Below are 21581 nucleotides of genomic sequence, written 5' to 3'. Positions count from 1 at the left end.
TTAAATCCAAGGGTCAAGATCTCTTTCATTGGTTAAATTGTTATTTCTTTTACGTTTATTCATTCTATTAAATTCTTCAGAACTATCTATATCAAGATTATCTATCCAATCATCATATGAATCAAAATCGTTCCTGATTTCATCAGATTCATCATCAAATTCATCCTTGGTTTCAATAATTTGATCATCGATCCAGCCTTCAAGCCTATCTGAAGCATTATCAGTCAAATCATGAAATTGAGTTTTCCATTTTCTGCTCTTAATAAGAAATTCTTCTTTTATGCTTGCCTTCTGTATAGGTAAATCTTCAAATGTATCTATATCACAAGAAATAGAGCCTGGTTGTTTATCGCTAATTTTAGATATGGATAAACGCCATCGACTTGTTCCAGGTATTAAGGGATTAGACCTACTTACTAAATAATATTGTATATTTCCGTTCTTCGACTCAAAAAGAAAATCAGCAATTAAGCCTAATTTTTGACCGTTTCTATTAAAAACATTCGCATGCATTAAAGTGGGAAAACGTTCTAAAGTTTGTTCGTCGGAAAATGAACAAAGTCCTTTAACATAGACTTCATGATCATTAATGCCTTTTAATTGATCCAATCGCCATACTTCTCTTTCCATTCTCAAGTTAGAAGGACGATTTACCCATCCTAATATTCTATGAACAGGAGGATGCATCCATGGACTAATAACTGGACCATGATCAATACCATTTTCACAACGTACGTTATGTTTTAATAAATTACTAAGTAATAATTTAGTAGGAATAGACAAAATTAATTTCTTATTTGTATTGGCATCACTAGATAAGTGAAATTAAAATCACTATTAATAGGTGAAAAAACTGCAGGTGTCGTAGGCGAATTACAACTTAGTTTGATTATATTTGAATCTATAACTTTAAGTCCATCTAATAAATATCTTACATTAAATGCTATTTGAAATGATTGACCTTTAAAAGAAACAGGTAATGACTCGTAACCAGCTCCTATATCTTGAGCATCTGCACTAATTTTCATTAAGTTTGCTGTGCTATCTATTGATACTTTAATAACGTTATTATGTTGATCAGCTAAAACGGCTATTCTCTCTAAAGAGGAAATAAATTCTTTTCTATCAAACTCTAGTACATTTTCAAATGTATCAGGCAATAATTGAGAATAATTCGGGTAAGAACCTTCTAAAGCTCTTATAGTTATAACTTCATCTACAGATATAAAAACAACTTGTCCTTTATCAATAAAGAAATTAATAGGTTGATTAATATCACAAGTACTTAAAAATTTTTCAACTTCTCTTAAAGACTTAGAAGGTAATGTAATAGAGAATTTATCAATATCAGTAGTTTTATCTAAATCTTTTATATCTGATAAAATATTATTTAAATTTAAAACCGCTAATCTATGTCCATCAGTAGCTGCAGATTCAATACCATACCCATCAAAGGTAAGATTAACACCAGTTAGTAATTGTTTAGCATCATCAGTACTACTTGCAAATAAAGTTGATTTTATTGCACTAGATAATAATAAAGGATTTAATTTAAGTGAAGTACCACTTTCTACTAAAGGTAAATCAGGAAAATCATCTGCAGCCATTCCTCTTACCTGATATGTCCCACTTTTACTAGTTAATTCAACTTGTTGACTATTATCTTCAGAAGTCAAAATTAAAGGAGAATCATTAGATAATTTAGAAATAATTTCGCCAAATAACTTAGCAGGCAAAGTTATAGCACCACTATTTTCTATAGAGGCAGATATTGAAGTTTGTATTCCTAAACTTAAATCAAAACCAGTTAAACGAAGTTTCCCAGTAACCTCATCAGCAGCTAGCAAAACATTGGCCAAAACAGGGTGTGTAGGTCGATTAGAAACAGCTCGACTAACTAACTGAAGTGCAGTATTTAATTCCGCTTGAGAACAATTTAATTTCATTCTTCTATTTCAAAAGAATCCAATGAGTTAAGAATTTCATAGGTATTTGTAAAAAGCAATACCGTAAAAAAATAAAAGTTTTTCATTTCTATTCTAATTCTTTATTCATGATATGAAATTAAACTAGTAGTAGTAGTTCTTGTGGTTTTTGTGGGTAATTCAAAAATCATAGTACTCAACAGCAATATTAGAATTTTTACGTGTGGAAAAAACTTGTTAATAGTGGATAAAAATATTTTTTTACACAAATATTTCTTGTTGTGGAAAAGAACTATGAATTTATTCAATGATTTTGGTATCTTTTCCACTATATAAATCAAGAGAATCAAAAGAATTCAACAGACAGTTATTTTTTTGGATATCTAAATGTTTTAAAATCCAATTATTTTTGTTATTGAATTCATTTCTGCATCTATACCGGTATGAAAAATTGAATTGTTATTTTTGATTGCGCAATCAGGATCCTTCAAACCATTTCCTGTCAGTACACAAACAATGGTTGAATTCTTTGGTACATCATTTTTTATTTTTAATAAACCAGCAACAGAAGCTGCACTAGCAGGTTCGCAAAAAATACCTTCTTCTTTTCCAAGGATTTTATATGCTTCTATTATTTCTGAATCTGTTACTGAATTAAATCTACCATTGCTTAAATCCCTTGCTACAAGTGCTTTTTCTTTATTAACAGGATTACCAATTCTTATAGCAGTAGCAATTGTTTCAGGACTTTGGATGATTTTACCTTCAACCAAAGGTGCAGAACCTTGAGCTTGAAACCCCATCATTCGAGGAAGCTGTTTTGATTTTTTAGCGTGAAAAAATTCTTGAAATCCCATCCAGTAAGCACTTATATTGCCTGCATTCCCCATTGGAATACATAACCAATCAGGAGCATTGCCAAGATTCTCAATTATTTCAAAAGCGGCTGTTTTTTGTCCTTGCAATCTGTAGGGATTAACCGAATTCACGAGGGTTATTGGATATTTACTTGATAATTCTCGAACAATATCTAACGCTTTATCAAAATTACCTTTAATAGCTATTACTTCTGCTCCGTAAACTAAAGCTTGAGCTAGTTTTCCTTGAGCCACATATCCGTCAGGAATAATAACAAAAGACTTCATTCCACCTTTGCTTGCATATGCAGCAGCAGATGCTGAAGTGTTACCGGTGCTTGCACAAATTACTGCTTCACAACCAGCTTCTTTAGCTTTGCTGATTGCCATTGTCATTCCTCTATCTTTGAATGATCCTGTTGGATTTAAACCGTCATATTTGACATATACTTTTACTCCTTTTTTAATTCGATTAGCTATGGATTTGACTTCTATTAGAGGAGTTGCGCCTTCTTTTAAAGTAATGATTGGTGTCTTTTTTGTAACTGGTAACCAAGGCTTATACGCTTCTATCAGTCCATCCCAGTTATTTTTTTTGGGTGCAGAAGTGAAAAATTGCTTTAACTTTTTAGAAAATGCCACTGCTTAACAATTCAATTTTAAATAATCTAAGTGTTAGACCTTCCATCTTTAAGCTTTTTAAAAGGTGAATCTGAATAGAATTCGATTAACTCCTTTATTGATTCTACTCTTTTAAGTGTTTTACTTAAAGCATTAAGATCTATAGCAATATTTTGACTTGGATATGCTTTAAAAAAATCTATTAGGTTAATTTTTTGATTGTTCTTATAAGAACTTATTAAAATTCCAGATCTTATGGCTTTTATATTTAATTTTTCATTTAGTAATTTATTTGGATAAATAATTTCAGATACTCTGCTTAAAAAAACCTCTCCTATTTTGCTATTCATTAATTTGCTGCTTGTTTTTAATGGAACTTCTATTTTTAAAGATAATATTTTATGCAATTCTTTTTCTTTTTGATTGGTAATTTTTATCAAATTTTTTAACTTATTACTTGATTCATTTGTGATTATAAATTTATTTAATTCTTCTATTTTGATGGTTCTACTAAATGTTCCTTTATAGAGAAAAAGGTTTTCTGCTCCTTTTACACTCGGAATCAAAAAAAATATTAATAATATAAAAAACTTATATTTTAATTTCATTTATTGTTTTACACCAGCCGCAACTTTAACTAATCTTACGATTCCTTTTTCAGACGTTTTTTTCATTAAACCTAACCCCATTCTATAGGTATCTTTTGTGATTAGAATTTTTGGTAATTTTTTAAAAAATATTTTTCTCTTAAATCCAGGTTTTATTTTTGATGTATTAAATAATTTACTTATTGAAGATATATTGAAAACTTCTTTTGTGTTGATTTTTGATGACTTTTCAATTGTTTTTGAACGAATTTTTGACGGAAGCCTATCATTTAATTTTATTAGTGTTTTCCATCCTATAGAATCTATTTTAGAAGCTAAAATATCCACTAATTCATTTCTAAGAGCTATACCTTTCTTGGAATATAAAAAATCAATTGTTTGATCTAATATTTTTTCACTATCAAGTTGCTTTTCTTTAGTTGCGCTTGTTAGAAGATCATCTAACCTTTCCAATTTAAGACTATTTTCATCAAATAGCATTTCTTTTAAACTATTTCTAAGTTCTGGATTTTCATCTTCCATTAGTCTTCTTGCGAAATAAGGATATGCAGCTCCAAGTATTTTAAAATTAGGATCAACACTAAGAGCTATACCTTCTAAAGTAATCAAAGATCTAATTATTAGTGCGTAATAAGGCGGTAATTTAAATGGAAATTTGTACATAATCCCAGACATATCGTCAGTTACAGCCTTGAAATCCATTTTATTAACTCCTATTTCTAAAGCCGTGGTAAAAACACTTTCAAATGCTGGAGCAATTTGTGTTAAATCAACTTCTTCAGAGAGAAAGCCTAGTTGAACAAAGTCGTAAGAAAGTTTATCAAATCTTCTGTTTACAAGATGTACAACTGCTCTTATTAATCCAACTCTTGATTGTTGTGTAATATCGCTCATCATACCAAAATCTAAATAACATAATCGACCATCTTCCATTGCTAAGATATTACCTGGATGCGGATCGGCGTGAAAAAATCCGTGTTCTATTAATTGTTGAAGACTACAACTTACACCAATTTCCACCATTTCATTTGGATCGATTCCTAACTTTTTGACAGCTTTAATATTTGTCAATTTAATACCATCTATCCATTCCATGGTAAGTACTCTTCTACTGGTTGCTTTTCTGTATATCTTCGGAACTGCAATTTTCTCATTTTTGCTATGAAGTTCCTTAAATCTTTTTGCATTATTAGCTTCATTAATGTAATCCATTTCTTCAAAAATTCTTTTACCTAACTCATCTATTAAGGCAACTAGATCACTTCTAATAATCCCAATATTATTTTTAAACCATATAGCTATATTTCTTACTATATATAAATCTAGAGTGATTTGTTCTCTTAAACCTGGTCTTTGTATTTTAACAGCAACTTTTTCACCACTTTTGAGTTTTGCTTTGTGTACTTGACCTAAAGATGCTGCTGAAATAGGTTCCTTATCTATCTCTAGAAAAATGTTTTCTACCTTATCGTTTAAATCTTGTTCAATACATGCCATTGCAAGTTCACTTTCAAAACCTGGGAGTTGATCTTGAAGCTGTGCTAGCTCTTCTAATACTGTTGGCGGAACAATGTCTGGTCTAGTTGACAATGCTTGTCCAGCTTTTATGAATGCTGGTCCCAAATCTACAAGGAGTTGTGTAAATTCTTTGGCTCTAAAAGTTTTTCTTTCGTTTTTTTCTAAGGAACCAATTAACTTTTCCCATGCTACTCCAAGTAAAAATAATCCAATTGGTAAAAGTGTTTGCCAAAGTCTGCGAAGTAGACGAATTGGATTTTTTTTGTAGATTGAGTCAATAGCCACAGGGTCATACTCAAGAAGACCTGAGGCTTCAATAAAATCGCTTAATTCTTCAGCCATTTTGTATGGCAATGTTCTACACCCTTCTAATTCATTTTACGCTTAGTTTGCGTTTTTTTGATTGCTTTGAGTCATGCTAAACAGTCTTCGTCTTCAAAATATAGCTCTATTTGGGAACTTAGAGATTGACTTTGAGAAGGGATTTACTGTTTTTACAGGGCAAACGGGTTCAGGCAAATCAATATTTATTGATACCTTAAATGCTTTATTGGTAAATAAAAAAACTTCTTTAGATAATCGTTTAATAGCCAAAGGATCTGATTTTTCAGCAATTGAGGGTGTTTTTTCTGTTTTGCAAAAGACAAAAGATTGGTTAATTAATCAAGAATTTGATGTTGACGACGAATTAGTCGTAACCAGAGAGTGGCGCTTGAAAGAAAATAAATATAAATCTAGATTTAGAATTAATGGTGTATTAGTCAATAGAGACCAAATATCAGAATTAAGATCACTGTTATTTGATTTTACGCTACAAGGAGATACTTATATTTTGAATGATTCATTGCATCAATTAAATCTATTAGATTCTTTAGGTGCAACAAAAATTCAAGAATCTATTACTAAAGTAAAGGAAGATTGGAAAAAATGGCATGACTCTAATGTTAGACTAGAGCAAGCAATAGATAAAATCTCAGACTCAAAAAAAGAGTTTGAGGAAATGCAATATATATACCAAGATTTAGATCAATTAGGCTTAGAAGATCCAAACGAGCAAATAAAGTTAGAAACTGATCAGAATCGTTTGTCAAATCTTTTAAGATTAAAAGAAGGAGTTAAATCCTTATTAGTTCGTTTAAATGAGAGCTTAGATGAGTATCCATCAATTTTAGACCATTCTAATTTTTGTATTAATGAATTAAAAAATTTGTCTCAAATTGACTCTTCTCTAGAGCCAATTTTTGATAGTTTTTATAGAATAACTAATGATCTTAATGATTTAATTTATCAGATTAATGATTACGAAAAAACATTAGATATTGATCCATCTCTTTTAAATGATTTACAAGTTAGATTATCTACTCTTAAATTTTATCAAAAAAAATATAAAAAAAATTTATTAGAACTTATTGGCTATAAAAATGAATTAATTAATTGCCTAACCTTTCAAGATAATGCAAATAATATCAATGAACTTTCCTCTTTTGAAAAGAAACAAAGAATTATAAGAGATAATTCTAATAAAGATTTATCGAATATAAGAAAATCGATTTCTTTACAACTTGAAGATAAATTGATCGTGAGTTTGAAAAAACTAGGTATTCCCAATGTTCGTTTTAAAGTTGTTTTTGAAGAATGTGAACCAACAATTAATGGAATTGATAAGGTTAATTTTATGTTTTCAGCAAATCCAGGTCTTCCTTTAGCCCCTCTTGCAGAAACGGCCTCAGGTGGAGAGAAATCTAGGGTTCTTCTTGCAATAAAGGCAATCTTTTCTACATTTGAACAAGCTAATCTATTGATCTTTGATGAAATTGATTCGGGCGTTAGTGGATCAGTTAGTAGCTACGTAGCTAATTTGCTCTGTGAACTTTCAAATCATCGGCAAGTATTTTGTGTGACTCATCAACCATTAATTGCAGCATTTGCTGATAATCATTTTGCTTTCAAAAAGAGAGTTATTGCTGGATCTACAAAGTCTATTGTTATTAATTTAAAGGAAATCGCAGATAGGCAAAGGGAATTGGCTTTATTGGCTGGGGGTGAAATCGTAGAAGCAAATGCTTATGCGGCGAGCTTGCTGGAACACAAAGCTGCATGATGAGCATATTTTTTTATACAATTAGCTATTAATGTTTTTCCCTAATGGGAAGTTCAAAACCTAATTCAAAAACAAAGGCATTAAATATTGGTTCTTCTAGTGAAGAAGTCATAACTATTCGTGGTGCAAGGCAACACAATTTAAAAAACGTTGATTTATCTATCCCAAGAAATAAATTGGTCGTTTTTACAGGTGTTAGTGGAAGTGGTAAAAGTTCTTTAGCCTTTGATACTATTTTTGCAGAGGGACAAAGGCGATACGTTGAGAGTTTGTCTGCGTATGCAAGACAATTTTTAGGTCAGGTTGATAAACCAGATGTTGATTCAATCGAAGGCTTATCACCAGCTATTTCTATTGATCAAAAATCAACAAGTCATAACCCTCGCTCAACAGTTGGAACGGTTACGGAAATACAAGATTATTTTCGTTTGCTTTTTGGAAGAGCCGGTGAACCTCACTGCCCTGAGTGCTCTAGACCAATTAAGCCTCAAAGTATTGATGAAATGGTTGATCAAATCAAGACTCTTCCAGAAGGAACTCGATATCAATTACTTGCACCAGTGGTTAGAGGTAAAAAAGGAACACACTCAAAATTATTATCTGGGCTTGCTGCAGAAGGGTTTGTTCGAGTAAGAATTAATAAAGAAGTTAGAGAATTGGCAGATAATATTGAATTAGATAAAAATCAAGTTCATTCCATTGAGGTCGTGGTTGATAGATTGATTGCGAGAGAGGGGATTGAAGAAAGATTAACTGATTCATTAAGTACTACTTTGAAAAGGGGAGATGGTCTAGCAATAGTTGAAGCAGTACCTAAAAAGAATGAAGAACTTCCTAAAGGCATTGATAGAGAAAGATTATTTTCTGAAAATTTTGCTTGTCCAGTTCATGGGGCTGTGATTGAAGAATTATCTCCAAGACTATTCTCATTTAATAGTCCATATGGAGCATGTCCTGATTGCCATGGTCTGGGGCACTTGAAAAAATTCACTTGTGACAGAGTTGTACCTGATCCATCACTACCTGTTTATGCTGCTGTTGCACCATGGAGTGATAAAGATAATTCATATTATTTTTCATTATTATTTTCAGTTGGTGAGGCATTTGGTTTTGAGATCAAAACTCCTTGGAAAGATTTAAAAGAAGAGCAAAAAAATATTTTGTTAAATGGTAGTAAAGAACCTATTTTAATAAAGGTTGATAGTAGATATAAACAAGATTCTGGATTTAAAAGACCTTTTGAAGGTATTTTACCTATTTTAGAAAGACAATTACAGGATGCAAATGGAGAAGCTGTTCGTCAAAAGTTAGAAAAATATCTTGAATTAGTCCCATGTGCGAGCTGCCATGGCAACAGATTACGTCCTGAGGCACTGGCTGTAAAATTAGGACCTTATGCAATCACTGATCTAACTTCATCAAGTGTTTCTACTACGCTTGAGAATGTTGAAGAATTAATGGGTCTCAAGACAAGTAAAAACTCAAAGCAATTACTTTCTAATAAACAAAAAAAGATTGGGGAATTAGTTTTAAAAGAAATTCGATTACGTCTTCAATTCTTATTGGATGTTGGACTTGATTATTTAACTCTAGATAGGCCAGCAATGACCTTGTCAGGGGGGGAAGCTCAAAGAATACGACTTGCGACGCAAATAGGTGCAGGTTTAACAGGGGTTCTTTATGTTTTAGATGAACCTAGTATTGGACTACACCAAAGAGATAATGATAGGTTATTGTCTACATTAAAAAAACTAAGGGATCTAGGTAATACTTTGGTTGTTGTTGAACACGATGAAGACACGATAAGAGCAGCCGATCATTTAGTAGATATAGGTCCTGGTGCTGGTGTTCATGGGGGCAAAATTATAGCTGAAGGATCATTAAATAGTTTGTTGACTGCAAAAGAATCATTGACTGGTGCTTATCTTAGTGGGCGATCATCTATTCCAACTCCTTCTAGTAGAAGAGACTCAATACAGAGAAAATTACGCTTGATGGGTTGTGATAAAAATAATCTTAAAAATGTTTCAGTTGATTTTCCGCTAGGTAGATTGGTTGCAGTCACAGGAGTTAGTGGCAGTGGTAAAAGTACTCTAATAAATGAATTACTACATCCTGCTTTAAATCACTCTTTAGGGTTGAAAGTTCCTTTTCCAAAAGGATTACAAGAACTGAAAGGCATAAAATCAATTGATAAAGTTATTGTTATTGATCAATCTCCAATTGGGAGGACTCCACGATCTAATACGGCTACATATACAGGTGCATTTGATCCTATACGTCAACTTTTTGCTACTTCTGTTGAAGCAAAAGCTAGAGGATATCAAGCAGGACAATTTAGTTTTAATGTTAAAGGAGGAAGATGCGAAGCTTGTCGTGGCCAGGGTGTAAACGTAATCGAGATGAATTTTCTTCCTGATGTTTATGTTCAATGTGATGTCTGTAAAGGGGCTCGATTTAATCGAGAGACATTACAAGTCAAATATAAAGGTTATTCGATCTCCGATGTATTAGAAATGACTGTTGAGCAAGCGGTTGATGTTTTTTCTGCTATACCTCAAGCTGCAGATCGATTAAGGACACTTGTAGATGTTGGGCTTGGATATATTAAGCTCGGCCAACCTGCTCCAACATTATCTGGAGGGGAAGCTCAAAGAGTAAAACTTGCTACTGAGTTATCTAGAAGAGCAACTGGTAAAACACTATATTTAATTGATGAACCTACAACAGGTTTAAGTTTTTATGATGTTCATAAATTAATGGATGTGATACAGAGATTGGTAGATAAAGGAAATTCAATTATTGTTATTGAGCATAATTTGGATGTTATTAGATGTTCAGATTGGATTATTGATATGGGTCCGGAAGGAGGTAATCGAGGAGGTGAGATTATTGCTATGGGAACTCCTGAAGAAGTGGCAGAAAATTCAAATAGTCATACAGGTAATTACCTAAAGAAAGTTTTAGAACTACATCCCCCCAAAAGAGTTTGAATTTTCTCTGGTTCTGTACATATTCCTTAATTTTAAAGATGATTAAATTGCTTTTTAATTTATAAATACTCTAAAAACTTAGTTACAGAAAGGATTTTTAAAATTTTTTTTTAAAACAAAAAAAACATTATGCTTTCTTTAGGTTTAAAGTGTAAAAAATGAAGTAACTAAGCATCATCCTCCATTGGTGGACTCCTTGGGATTAAAACTTTTACATCTAAATTTGCATGGTTTAATCCGTTCGCATGATCTTGAATTAGGTAGAGATTCAGATACTGGAGGGCAAACTTTATACGTATTAGAGTTAGTAAAAGGACTTGCAGCAAGACCTGAAGTTGAAAAAGTTGAACTCATCACCCGATTAATTGTTGATAGGAAAGTATCTTCGGACTACTCAAATCCTGTTGAAAAGATTTCAAGTTGTGCGGAAATTATTCGATTACCTTTTGGTCCAAAGCGTTATATAAGGAAAGAATTGTTATGGCCTTATTTAGATGATTTAGCTGATCAAATAGTTCAAAGATTACAGAAAGAAAATAATTTGCCTGATTGGATTCATGCTCATTACGCAGATGCTGGTTATGTTGGAGCCTTAGTCAGTCGAAGATTAGGCTTACCACTTGTTTTTACTGGTCATTCATTAGGCCGTGAAAAACTTAGAAGACTACTCGCTGCTGGAATAGATCATGATCAAATAGAGCAAACTTATTCAATTAGCAAAAGAATTGATGCAGAGGAATTAGCTTTATCACATGCAAACTTACTCATAACAAGTACTAAGCAAGAATCTAATGAACAGTACGCTCGCTATGGCCGGTTTAGCTTAGAAAACATAGAAGTAATTCCACCTGGTGTAGATTTAAATCGTTTTTATTCCATAGATCCTTCGAATTTAAATGAAGAAGAAAATGAATTAAACAAAGTTTTCAAACCTTTTTTACGAGATCTAAATCGTCCTCCACTTTTAGCTATATCCAGAGCAGTAAGGAGAAAAAATATTCCTGCATTAATAGAGACTTATGGACGTTCGTCAATTTTGCAGCAGAGACATAATCTTATTTTAATCTTAGGTTGTCGAGAAGATTCACGGCAACTTGATAAACAGCAAAGAGAAGTTTTTCAGCAAGTTTTTGAATTAGTTGATAAATATAATTTATATGGAAAAGTCGCTTATCCAAAACAACATAGAAGAGATCAAATCCCATCAATTTATCGTTGGGCTGCAAATAAAAAAGGACTATTTGTTAATCCTGCCTTAACTGAGCCGTTTGGCTTGACATTATTGGAAGCGGCTGCGTGTGGGTTGCCTATGGTGACTACTGATGATGGTGGCCCAAGGGATATTATTTCTCGTTGTGAAAATGGTCTACTTGTAGATGTAACTGATTTAGAAGCATTTAGAGATGGTTTAGAGACTGCTGGGTCCAACTCTTCTTTATGGAAAACTTGGAGTAACAATGGAGTTGAGGCAGTAAGTAGGCATTTCAGTTGGGATGCTCATGTGTGTAATTACATTGCATTGATGCAGAAGCGTCTCCAATTTCTTGCCCCTCGACACTGGACATTTGGAAAAATTAGACAAAGCAGTCCTATTGGTCAAAAACTAATATTTATTGATTTAGATAACTATCTTGAGCAAAAAAACTGTTTATCAATATTGAGAAATAAGTTCAAAGATCATTCATTTAATCATGATATTAAATTGGGAGTTTTAACTGGAAGATCAATTAAAGCTGCTCGTTATCGATATGCAGAAATAAAATTACCCAAACCTGCAGTTTGGATATGCCAAGCTGGTACTGAAATTTACTATGCTGATGAAAATAAATCAGATATTTTTTGGCAAGATTCAATCACTGTAGATTGGAATCGAAAAGGTGTAGAAAAGGTTTTGTTCGATTTAAAAGATTATTTAGAGCTGCAATCAACTGAAAACCAAGGTCTTTACAAGGTTAGTTATTTATTAAAAGAACCTAGTGATGCAATTTTACCTTTAGTACGAAAAAGACTTAGCCATTCTGGACTTGCTGCTTCTCCACACCTGAAATGTCATTGGTACCTAGATATTGTTCCTTTGCGAGCATCACGAGCAGAAGCTATAAGATTTTTGACTTTACGCTGGGGGTTGTCCTTAGAAAACGTTCTTGTTGTAGCAAGTCAGCAAGGTGATGCTGAGTTAATAAGAGGATTGACCACTAGTATTATTCCGTTTGATCATGATTCAACGTTAGATGGATTGAGATCTCAACAAAGAGTATTTTTTTCTGATGATCAAGATGGTGTTCTAGCCGGTTTAAAACATTTTCGATTTTTTAAAAGTCATTAATATAAAAATTTTATTTTTCTTCTTCTTCAAGTATCAAGGTAAGTTGTTGATATGGTGGCTCTTCACTAATAAAACCCCAATCATAAAAAATCTTTGAATCTATATGAGTGATTATTTGCCGTTTATTTTTTTTTTCTACTTTAAAACCTTCTGCTGACATTTTTCTCATAAGTCTTGCAGATTCTTCAAATCGAGCGGCCATAGAATCAAGCGTTTCACAGTCGTTAGTTAGTCCTTCTTCTTTCCAAGTAAAATAAGTCATCTGATCAATTTAAAGAGTTAAGATGTAATGAAAAAAATTAGATTAATCATGACTAACAATAATGTAACGAACCAAAAGCCACCTACAATTAAAATCTCGTTGTTACCTTTAAGTTCGAAATGGTGATGTAATGGAGTCATTAAAAATAATTTGTGACCTTTTCCTTTTATTTTCTTAGAAATTTTAAAAATACTTACTTGAATTATTACTGAGATTGACTCTGCGGCAAGTATTCCTCCCATAATTAAAAGAGATAAAAGATTATTTGATACTAAAGCAATAGCACCTAGGGATGCTCCTATAGCTAAGGAACCTGAGTCTCCCATAAATAATTTTGCAGGATATTTGTTTAGAAAAAGAAACCCCATACATGCTCCAGCCATTACTATGCAGAGAGTAGCAAGTGTAGAATTATTATTTGTATTTTCTATTAAAATAGTAATAGCTAGCCCTGTGAAAATTAATACGCTACAGCCACTCAATAAACCATCTAAACCATCTGTTAAATTGCTTGAATTACTTTCAGCTAATAATACAAATAATCCTAAAGGATATATTAGATTCCCTATATTGATAATTCTATTTGCTATTTGAATATTGTGAGGTATTAAATTATTTGATGCACAAATAATAATAAAGATAAGACTAATAAAAGATTGCAATATTATTTTTTGATTAGATCGTAGACCAGTGTTTAATTGTTTTTTTAAACTAAGAAAATCATCTATAAAGCCAATAAACATAAAAAACATAATAACAAAGCTTAAGGTTAAAATAATTTTGTAATTTTCGTTATTAAAATATAAAATATTGCTTATTATTATTCCAATAGGTATAAAGAAAATACCACCCATTGTAGGCGTTCCTTGCTTGAGATAATGATTTTTTGGACCTTCTTCTCTAATGATTTGTTGAATTTTAATCTTTTTTAAGAGAGGTATACCTATAAAAGTAATGATAGATGATACAAATGTTGTAATTATAAAAGGAGTAGTTAAAGTGCTACTTTTATAATAAAAATCAGCGAATATACAAGTAATTAATACTAATCCAAATAAAATTATTATTTGTTTATTAACACTATTAAAAAATGATATTTTTTTGTTATCTAAAAGATTTTTAGTTTTTTCCAAAACTTAAGTTAGCAAATTAGTCTTCCCATTCTTCATCTGTTGCTTCTTCTTCAGCTTTATAGTCTTCTTTTTCTCCCATTAGAGCAGACAGCTCTTCTTCTTCAACGGTACTTATTTCTTGATCATTTGAATCTTCATCAGAAACTAATCTTCCACTGGTCTCTAACCAAGATAATAAATCGGGTTCTTCTCTGAGTGGAAGAACAGGTGCAGGTTCTTGTCTGCCATATCGAGTTAGAGCGGGATTAATACCGTCTAAATCAGATAAATTGATTTTTTCTAGATCGCTCATATCAAGATTATGATCGATCAATTAACATAATGCATTATGGATTAATTTTCTAATCTTTATGCTGACTTCAAAGCTGATATTTATGACTTTTACTTGGGTCATGGCTTTCCTAGTAAGTTTTGGTCTTCGTGCAGCAGGCATTGTTCATCCTCTGCCCTTTCAAATAAATCATCAATTAGTATGGTTTTTGGTTTTTGCTCCTTCTCTTTTTCTTTTAATTTATTTTTTGGTTAAGAGATATTATTCTGTAAATTCTTCAATTTGATTTTTGATTTTCAAGTGACTTTTAAGCTTTCACATTTTTATTTTATTTTCACTACTAATAATGATGTACAAGATTTATTGATTTTTGGTCATAACATTAATACTTGGTTAATTTATGTACTTATTTTTTTTGGGTTAACGTCTCTTGCTTTTGTTTTGGTATGGTTTATGGGATTTTTGGCTGAAAGCAAATCAGGACAATCTATTAAGCAGCCATGGGAATGATTTTAATAATTTCCTCAGTGTTTTGGACTTGGAAAATATTTGAATCAGCATTGAGTATCTAAATCAGAAATATTGTCCGATAGTTCTCTATATTTAATATGAAGAATTGAATTTCCTTAAAGGAGACAATCATATGGGAAAGGCTAAAAAAGTTGTTTTGGCTTATTCAGGAGGGGTTGATACTAGCGTTTGTATTCCGTACTTGAAGAAGGAGTATGGAGTGGAGCAGGTAATTGCTTTTGCAGCAGATCTTGGTCAAGGTGATGAGCTTGATGAAATCAAAAAAAAGGCTATTTCGGCAGGAGCCTCACAATCACTAATTGGCAATTTAGTAAAGCCTTTTATTGAAGATTTTGCTTTTCCAGCAATTAGGTCTAATGCTTTGTATCAAGGCAAATATCCTCTTTCAACGGCATTAGCTAGACCTTTAATAGCAAAAAAACTTGTTGAAATTGCCAGGGAATTAAATGCTGATGGAGTTGCCCACGGGTGTACTGGTAAAGGTAATGATCAAGTGCGTTTTGATGTAACAATTGGAGCTTTAGCTCCTGATTTGCAATTGCTTACACCAGCACGAGAATGGGGTATGAGTCGTGAAGAAACGATTGCCTATGGAGAAAAGTATGGAATAGTTCCTCCTGTAAGTAAAAAAACGCCTTATTCAATTGATTTGAATCTTTTAGGAAGAAGTATTGAAGCCGGTCCTCTTGAAGATCCATTTGAGATGCCTTCAGAAGAAGTTTTTGGCATTACTTCTTCTATTGCTGGTTCACCCAATGAGCCTGAAATTGTTGATATTTTGTTTGAAAATGGTTATCCAGTTGCAATTGATGGAGAAATAATGGATCCTGTTTCACTAATCAAAAAGGCCAATAGTCTTGCAGGAAAACATGGTTTTGGACGTTTGGATATTATCGAAGACAGAGTAGTAGGAATTAAAAGTCGAGAAATTTATGAAACACCAGGATTGCTTTTATTAATTAAAGCTCATCAAGAAATGGAGAGTTTAACTTTACCAGCTGACTTGTTAGATACTAAATCTAGATTGGAACGACAATGGGCTGACTTGGTTTACAAAGGTTTTTGGTTTAGCCCTTTAAAAGAAGCTTTGGATGGATTTATTGATTATTCTCAAAAGCAAGTCAATGGAAAAGTAAGGTTTAGGCTCTTCAAGGGTAATGCTGATGTTATCGGTCGCGAGTCACAAGAAAATAGTTTGTACATACCAGATATGTCGACTTATGGAAGTGAGGATAAGTTCAATCACAAATCTGCTGAAGGATTTATTTATGTATGGGGATTGCCAAGTCGAATATGGTCTTGGATAAACAAGTAAAATAAAGAATTTTTGAATTCTATCTAGCTATTCTAGCTATTACTTTACTCTTCTTTGGAATCTTCTGTCTTTTCGTTTTTGGCAGTTGATTCAGTTTTCTCTTCAATAGGTTTTATTTCTTCTTTTTCTGTTTCAGATTTCTCAGGTTCATCATCTTTAGAAGTGGATTTTGGCGTTGGTAAAGGACCGTCTTGTTTAACAGTGAGATAACGAATAACGTCCTCACTTAACCTCATTGCTCTTTCTAGGGTTGCAACTTGCTGTCCATTGCCTTTATGACTTAATTGCACATAAATTCCCTCTTTATGTTTTGCAATGGGATAGGCAAGTCTTCTTTTGCCTCTCATTTGACTATCTAATACTTCAGTGCCTGACTTCTCAAGAATCTCACTATATTTTTTTAAATGGCTATCAACTTCTTCTTCCGGGATGTCAGGACGAAGAATATACATTGTTTCGTAATAAGGCTTTTCAGACATGGATGAGATTTCCGACTAGGACTTTATGGCTCATTAAGAGCGACGGACTTATAATTTTATACCTAAGTGGTAAATTTCACAATTGCATTTTTGTTGCTTGGCTTATTCCAGGCAGATTGGGCTCATTCCCTTGTGTGCAAGACCAAACACAATAAACAATTACTGAAAAAAGACTGATTAATAAAGTACTAGAGAGGGTTCTGATAATTAATGAGTTTAAAAAAGGACTAAAAATAATTTCGAAAATAAAACTAACTATGATTATCCCAATATTGATTAACAATGATTGAAGTGCATTAAAACGTAAAAAATATGATGCTTTGCTATTTCTTACGACTCCAAGAAAGATAGCTAAAAATAATAATAAACTTCCAAACGGTATTGATCTTTCAATTAAGATTATTGGAATTGCAGGTATTTGAATGATTTGAGTAAGAGGATATTTTATATATAAATGATTACCAAAGCTAAGAGAGTCAGACCATGGAATCATATATAAAAGAACTCCTAATATTCTTGTACCTAGGGAAGGCATAATCAATTTTATTTTTTTTAGATTAAACCATTAAATGTTTTTCTGCAGATGATTTCATTGTTTGAACAGGTACGTCATTAATACCACTCCAAAGTCTTATTGAAAAAGCGCCTTGTTCGACAAGCATATCCAGACCATCAATTGTAAAACAATTTTTTTGTTGTCCAAGCTTTAACCAATTTGTCGGTTTTGGTGTATAAATCAAATCGTATAAAATAGTTTTATTAGAGAGGCAGTCCCATATTTCATTACCAAGTGGTATATTTTTTTGATGAGCATTAGTTCCATTCATACCTATTGGAGTTGTATTAATAATTAAATCGGCTTCTTCAATATATGGTGTAACATTCAATTCTTTATTATCAATACCTTCAATTGATATATGGTTTGTTGATAATACATTCTTCATACTTCTTACAAAAAAATCTAATGAATTGGGATTACGTCCAATTATTGTTAATTTCTTAATATTTAAACTACTTAAACCCATAACCACTGCTCTTGCACTACCTCCGCAACCAATTACAATCACATTTTTGTCCCTTAAATTATGATCTTTTAGTGGCATTAAGAACCCTTCTATATCAGTGTTAGCCCCAATCCATCGATTATTTTTTTCAGGTATGAGTGTGTTAACTGCTTGGACATCATTTGCTATTTCAGTTAATTTATGACATGCCTTTAATACTTCTTGTTTATGAGGAATAGTGATATTTAATCCCTTGCAATCTACATACCTTAATGCTTGTGTGACTTTCTTTAGATCTTTACTCTCGCAGGGCATTGCCAAATAACACCAGTCAAGACCCATTTCTTCATATGCGGCATTGTGCATAATGGGGGAAAGTGAATGATTTACTGGTTGTCCAAGAAGTCCTACCAGATTAGTTTTTCCAGTGATAGTGATCATTTTGATGATGTTGATTCAAAATTACTAAGAGACTGTTCGGGAACCACGCCTCGCCTCAAATAGGTTTCACTGACGAGGATGTTACTTAAAGAAAGAAATTAAAGGAGCTAATCACCCATGGGGAAGGTTGTCGGAATTGATCTAGGTACTACAAATAGTTGTGTTGCTGTTATGGAAGGCGGTAAACCTACAGTAATAGCAAATGCTGAAGGATTTAGAACAACTCCATCTGTGGTTGCATATACAAAAAACCAAGATCAATTGGTTGGTCAAATTGCTAAGCGTCAAGCTGTGATGAATCCAGAAAATACTTTCTATTCTTCAAAGAGATTTGTTGGTCGTAGAGTTGATGAAGTAAATGATGAATCAAAGGAAGTTAGTTACGGAGTTGAAAAAGCAGGCTCCAACGTTAAATTAAAATGTCCAATACTTGATAAGCAGTTTTCTCCTGAAGAAGTAAGTGCTCAAGTTTTAAGAAAGCTTTCTGATGATGCAGGTAAATATTTGGGTGAAACTGTTACTCAAGCAGTAATTACAGTCCCTGCATACTTCAATGATTCACAGAGACAAGCAACCAAGGATGCGGGAAAGATTGCAGGGTTAGAAGTTCTCAGGATTATTAATGAGCCCACTGCTGCTGCTTTGGCTTATGGATTGGATAAAAAAAGTAATGAAAGGATATTAGTATTTGATTTGGGTGGAGGTACTTTTGACGTATCTGTTCTAGAAGTTGGCGATGGGGTATTTGAAGTTCTCTCTACATCTGGCGATACTCATTTAGGTGGAGACGATTTTGATAGGGTCATTGTTGATCATTTGGCTGCCACATTCAAAAGTAATGAAGGCATTGATTTACGCCAAGATAAGCAAGCTTTGCAACGATTAACTGAAGCAGCTGAAAAAGCCAAGATTGAATTATCAAATGCTACTCAAAGTGAAATAAATCTTCCATTTATCACAGCCACTCCTGAAGGGCCTAAGCATCTTGATTTGACCCTTACAAGAGGAAAGTTTGAGGAACTAGCTTCAAACCTGATTGATCGTTGCAGGGTGCCTGTAGAACAAGCTTTAAAAGATGCAAAATTATCTACTGGAGAAATAGATGAGATTGTTATGGTTGGTGGATCTACCCGAATGCCAGCAGTTAAAGAGTTAGTTAAAAGAGTAACTACAAAGGATCCAAATCAAACAGTTAATCCTGATGAAGTAGTAGCTGTGGGAGCAGCTATTCAAGGCGGAGTTCTTGCTGGAGAAGTGAAGGATATTTTGCTACTTGATGTAACTCCTTTATCTCTTGGCGTTGAAACTTTGGGTGGGGTGATGACAAAAATGATTTCAAGAAATACTACAGTTCCTACTAAAAAAGCAGAAACCTATTCAACTGCAGTTGACGGGCAAACGAATGTAGAAATTCACGTTTTACAAGGTGAACGTGAGATGGCTTCTGACAATAAAAGTTTAGGTACATTCCGTTTAGATGGAATTCCTCCTGCTCCTCGAGGTGTTCCGCAAATTGAAGTAACTTTTGATATTGATGCCAATGGAATTCTCAGCGTTAATGCAAAAGATAAAGGTAGTGGTAAAGAGCAAAGTATCTCTATAACTGGTGCATCTACTTTGTCTGACAATGAAGTTGATAAAATGGTTAAAGACGCAGAAATGAATGCTTCTGCTGATAAAGAAAAGCGTGAAAAAATTGATGTTAAAAATCAAGCTGAAACACTTGTTTATCAGGCTGAAAAACAAATAGGCGAGCTTGGAGATAAAGTTGATGAAGCAGCAAAAGCTAAAGTTGAAGAGAAACGCGTAAAGTTAAAAGAGGCCGTAGAACAAGATGATTATGAAAGCATGAAGTCTTTAGTTGAGGAGCTTCAACAAGAATTGTATTCCTTAGGTGCTTCTGTATATCAACAAGCAAATGCTGCTTCACAAGCTGCAGAAGATTCCACTACTGACAGTAAAAGTGATGGAGATGAAGTGATTGATGCTGACTTTACCGAGACAAAGTAAATAGATATTGTTAAGTAATCTTCATTTGTCTTCTATTTTAAGTCCAATCCATTCAGCGCATGCAGGTGCTAACAAAATACCATTTCTATAGTGACCTGTATTAATTAATAAACCTGGCTCTAATTGTTTTAATAAGGGAGAAGGTTCGTTTGTTGGTCTAGCTCTTATTCCGCTCCACTCATGCTTGATTTTTGCATTTATCATCCATTTTGGAGCCGTATTTTTTAAATTTAACATTTCTTTTTTCTCTAGTAGGCTTGCGTTCGTTCCTCTTTCAATAGTTGCTCCTATCAGGATTTGATTAGGATTGTGATGTATAAAGTTTATAGATTGATAGTTTAATATTGCAGGCCATTCTTTCCAATTACAAATTTTTTTTGGTAATTCTAATTCAAGAACTTGTCCTAATATTGGTTCTAATAGAATTTCATAACCCAATGGTTTTAATAATTTTTGAGTATTTAATGCAGAACAAATGACGATATAATCTTGATTAATCGATTGATTATTTTCTAAATCGATATTCCATCTTTTATCATATAAATCACTGTTTTTTCTTATTCTAATAACATTCTTGTCGATTTTATTTATCTTGATTTGGTCAAGAATTTCTATTAATGACTTTACTAATTTTGTCGGATTTAATCGACCATCTTCATGAGATATTATCCCCCCTATTAATTTGGTCTCAAATATAGAATTCCAGAAATCTAAAGAACTTTTATCTAAAAGTTCAATTCCATATTTTTTTTTATTATTACTTAATTCAATCATAGATTGATATTCTTTTTCTGAGTTTGCTAATTTTATTAATGGTTTTGTAAATATAAAGTTTGAGTCAAAATAGTTTATTTCAGCAAGCCATTCTTTCCATAATTTCATACTTTTATTTCTTAGTAAAAAAGCTCTTCCTTTTGATCTTTTGTAGACATTTCCCATAAGAACCCCCAAACTAGCTTGTGTTCCATTTTTTGGATTTAAATTATTTATTTCTGAGTTTACTTTTGGGTCGATTAAATTTACTTTATAACCTTGTTTCCCTAGTTGAAATGCAGTTGTAAGGCCTGCTATCCCACTACCAATAACTGAGATCTCGGTTCGCTTTTTGTCTGCTTTTTGGCTATTCATTTGCGCAGATGCTATGAAATTTGCTTGTTAATTTTCAATGAGTGGTCTAAAAAAGAGA

General features: G+C 32.6%; 19 protein-coding genes. 7 read left to right on the top strand and 12 right to left on the bottom strand.

What is annotated here, in order from left to right:
- The 5 genes from SIB53_RS03700 to SIB53_RS03680 all read right to left on the bottom strand — a co-directional run bounded on the left by SIB53_RS03700 (position 1) and on the right by SIB53_RS03680 (position 5871).
- Complete coding sequence (locus SIB53_RS03700) at positions 1-783, bottom strand: PRC-barrel domain containing protein (protein ID WP_413678851.1); 783 nt, start codon at positions 781-783, stop codon at positions 1-3.
- A gap of 2 nt (positions 784-785) precedes the next feature.
- Complete coding sequence (gene dnaN, locus SIB53_RS03695; RefSeq protein WP_413678850.1) at positions 786-1946, bottom strand: DNA polymerase III subunit beta; 1161 nt, start codon at positions 1944-1946, stop codon at positions 786-788.
- 371 nt (positions 1947-2317) lie between these two features.
- On the bottom strand, positions 2318-3424 hold the full coding sequence (thrC, locus tag SIB53_RS03690) for a threonine synthase (RefSeq protein WP_413678849.1): 1107 nt from the start codon (positions 3422-3424) through the stop codon (positions 2318-2320).
- 26 nt (positions 3425-3450) lie between these two features.
- The gene (locus tag SIB53_RS03685; RefSeq protein WP_413678848.1) at positions 3451-4011 is read right to left on the bottom strand and encodes an alpha/beta hydrolase; all 561 of its coding nucleotides are present in this window, start codon (positions 4009-4011) and stop codon (positions 3451-3453) included.
- Positions 4012-5871 carry an ABC1 kinase family protein gene (locus SIB53_RS03680; protein ID WP_413678847.1) on the bottom strand — a complete coding sequence of 620 codons (1860 nt, stop codon included), beginning with the start codon at positions 5869-5871 and terminating at the stop codon, positions 4012-4014.
- A gap of 73 nt (positions 5872-5944) precedes the next feature.
- Here SIB53_RS03680 and SIB53_RS03675 point away from each other — a divergent pair, with 73 nt between their 5' ends.
- From SIB53_RS03675 to SIB53_RS03665, 3 genes are all read left to right on the top strand, one after another.
- Positions 5945-7630 carry a DNA repair protein RecN gene (locus SIB53_RS03675; RefSeq protein WP_413678846.1) on the top strand — a complete coding sequence of 562 codons (1686 nt, stop codon included), beginning with the start codon at positions 5945-5947 and terminating at the stop codon, positions 7628-7630.
- Positions 7631-7674: 44 nt separating this feature from the next.
- Positions 7675-10623, top strand: coding sequence for an excinuclease ABC subunit UvrA (gene uvrA / locus SIB53_RS03670; protein WP_413678845.1), 2949 nt, complete (start codon positions 7675-7677; stop codon positions 10621-10623).
- A 196-nt stretch (positions 10624-10819) separates the two neighbouring features.
- Positions 10820-12949, top strand: coding sequence for an HAD family hydrolase (locus SIB53_RS03665; protein ID WP_413679109.1), 2130 nt, complete (start codon positions 10820-10822; stop codon positions 12947-12949).
- 10 nt (positions 12950-12959) lie between these two features.
- Here the strand turns inward: SIB53_RS03665 and SIB53_RS03660 are convergent, their stop codons facing one another.
- The 3 genes from SIB53_RS03660 to SIB53_RS03650 are packed head-to-tail and all read right to left on the bottom strand — an operon-like array spanning position 12960 to position 14636.
- Entirely contained in the window at positions 12960-13211 is a 252-nt protein-coding gene (locus SIB53_RS03660; RefSeq protein WP_413678844.1) for a hypothetical protein, read from the bottom strand.
- Positions 13212-13228: 17 nt separating this feature from the next.
- Positions 13229-14344 carry a phospho-N-acetylmuramoyl-pentapeptide-transferase gene (gene mraY / locus SIB53_RS03655; protein WP_413678843.1) on the bottom strand — a complete coding sequence of 372 codons (1116 nt, stop codon included), beginning with the start codon at positions 14342-14344 and terminating at the stop codon, positions 13229-13231.
- Positions 14345-14360: 16 nt separating this feature from the next.
- Complete coding sequence (locus SIB53_RS03650; protein WP_413678842.1) at positions 14361-14636, bottom strand: DUF3134 domain-containing protein; 276 nt, start codon at positions 14634-14636, stop codon at positions 14361-14363.
- 82 nt (positions 14637-14718) lie between these two features.
- Between SIB53_RS03650 and SIB53_RS03645 the strand changes: the two genes are divergently transcribed.
- The 3 genes from SIB53_RS03645 to SIB53_RS03635 all read left to right on the top strand — a co-directional run bounded on the left by SIB53_RS03645 (position 14719) and on the right by SIB53_RS03635 (position 16461).
- On the top strand, positions 14719-14901 hold the full coding sequence (locus SIB53_RS03645; RefSeq protein ID WP_413678841.1) for a hypothetical protein: 183 nt from the start codon (positions 14719-14721) through the stop codon (positions 14899-14901).
- A 14-nt stretch (positions 14902-14915) separates the two neighbouring features.
- Positions 14916-15125 carry a hypothetical protein gene (locus SIB53_RS03640; protein WP_413678840.1) on the top strand — a complete coding sequence of 70 codons (210 nt, stop codon included), beginning with the start codon at positions 14916-14918 and terminating at the stop codon, positions 15123-15125.
- Positions 15126-15258: 133 nt separating this feature from the next.
- A complete protein-coding gene (locus SIB53_RS03635; protein ID WP_413678839.1) occupies positions 15259-16461 on the top strand; it encodes an argininosuccinate synthase in 1203 nt (400 codons plus the stop codon).
- 44 nt (positions 16462-16505) lie between these two features.
- On the opposite strand, the gene rpsF is transcribed toward SIB53_RS03635, so the two are convergent.
- The 3 genes from rpsF to SIB53_RS03620 all read right to left on the bottom strand — a co-directional run bounded on the left by rpsF (position 16506) and on the right by SIB53_RS03620 (position 18385).
- Positions 16506-16940 carry a 30S ribosomal protein S6 gene (rpsF, locus tag SIB53_RS03630; protein ID WP_413678838.1) on the bottom strand — a complete coding sequence of 145 codons (435 nt, stop codon included), beginning with the start codon at positions 16938-16940 and terminating at the stop codon, positions 16506-16508.
- A 76-nt stretch (positions 16941-17016) separates the two neighbouring features.
- Positions 17017-17475, bottom strand: a complete 459-nt coding sequence (locus tag SIB53_RS03625) for a Tic20 family protein (RefSeq protein ID WP_413678837.1) — start codon at positions 17473-17475, stop codon at positions 17017-17019.
- A 22-nt stretch (positions 17476-17497) separates the two neighbouring features.
- Entirely contained in the window at positions 17498-18385 is an 888-nt protein-coding gene (locus SIB53_RS03620) for a shikimate dehydrogenase (protein WP_413678836.1), read from the bottom strand.
- Positions 18386-18502: 117 nt separating this feature from the next.
- Here SIB53_RS03620 and dnaK point away from each other — a divergent pair, with 117 nt between their 5' ends.
- Positions 18503-20395, top strand: a complete 1893-nt coding sequence (dnaK, locus tag SIB53_RS03615; RefSeq protein ID WP_413678835.1) for a molecular chaperone DnaK — start codon at positions 18503-18505, stop codon at positions 20393-20395.
- 21 nt (positions 20396-20416) lie between these two features.
- Here dnaK and SIB53_RS03610 read toward each other — a convergent pair whose 3' ends face one another.
- Positions 20417-21523 carry an NAD(P)/FAD-dependent oxidoreductase gene (locus SIB53_RS03610; RefSeq protein WP_413678834.1) on the bottom strand — a complete coding sequence of 369 codons (1107 nt, stop codon included), beginning with the start codon at positions 21521-21523 and terminating at the stop codon, positions 20417-20419.
- Positions 21524-21581: the final 58 nt, after the last annotated feature.

It is taken from the genome of Prochlorococcus sp. MIT 0916 (assembly GCF_047305155.1).
Lineage (GTDB): Bacteria > Cyanobacteriota > Cyanobacteriia > PCC-6307 > Cyanobiaceae > Prochlorococcus_B.
This window is presented reverse-complemented; position numbering and strand designations above follow the sequence as displayed.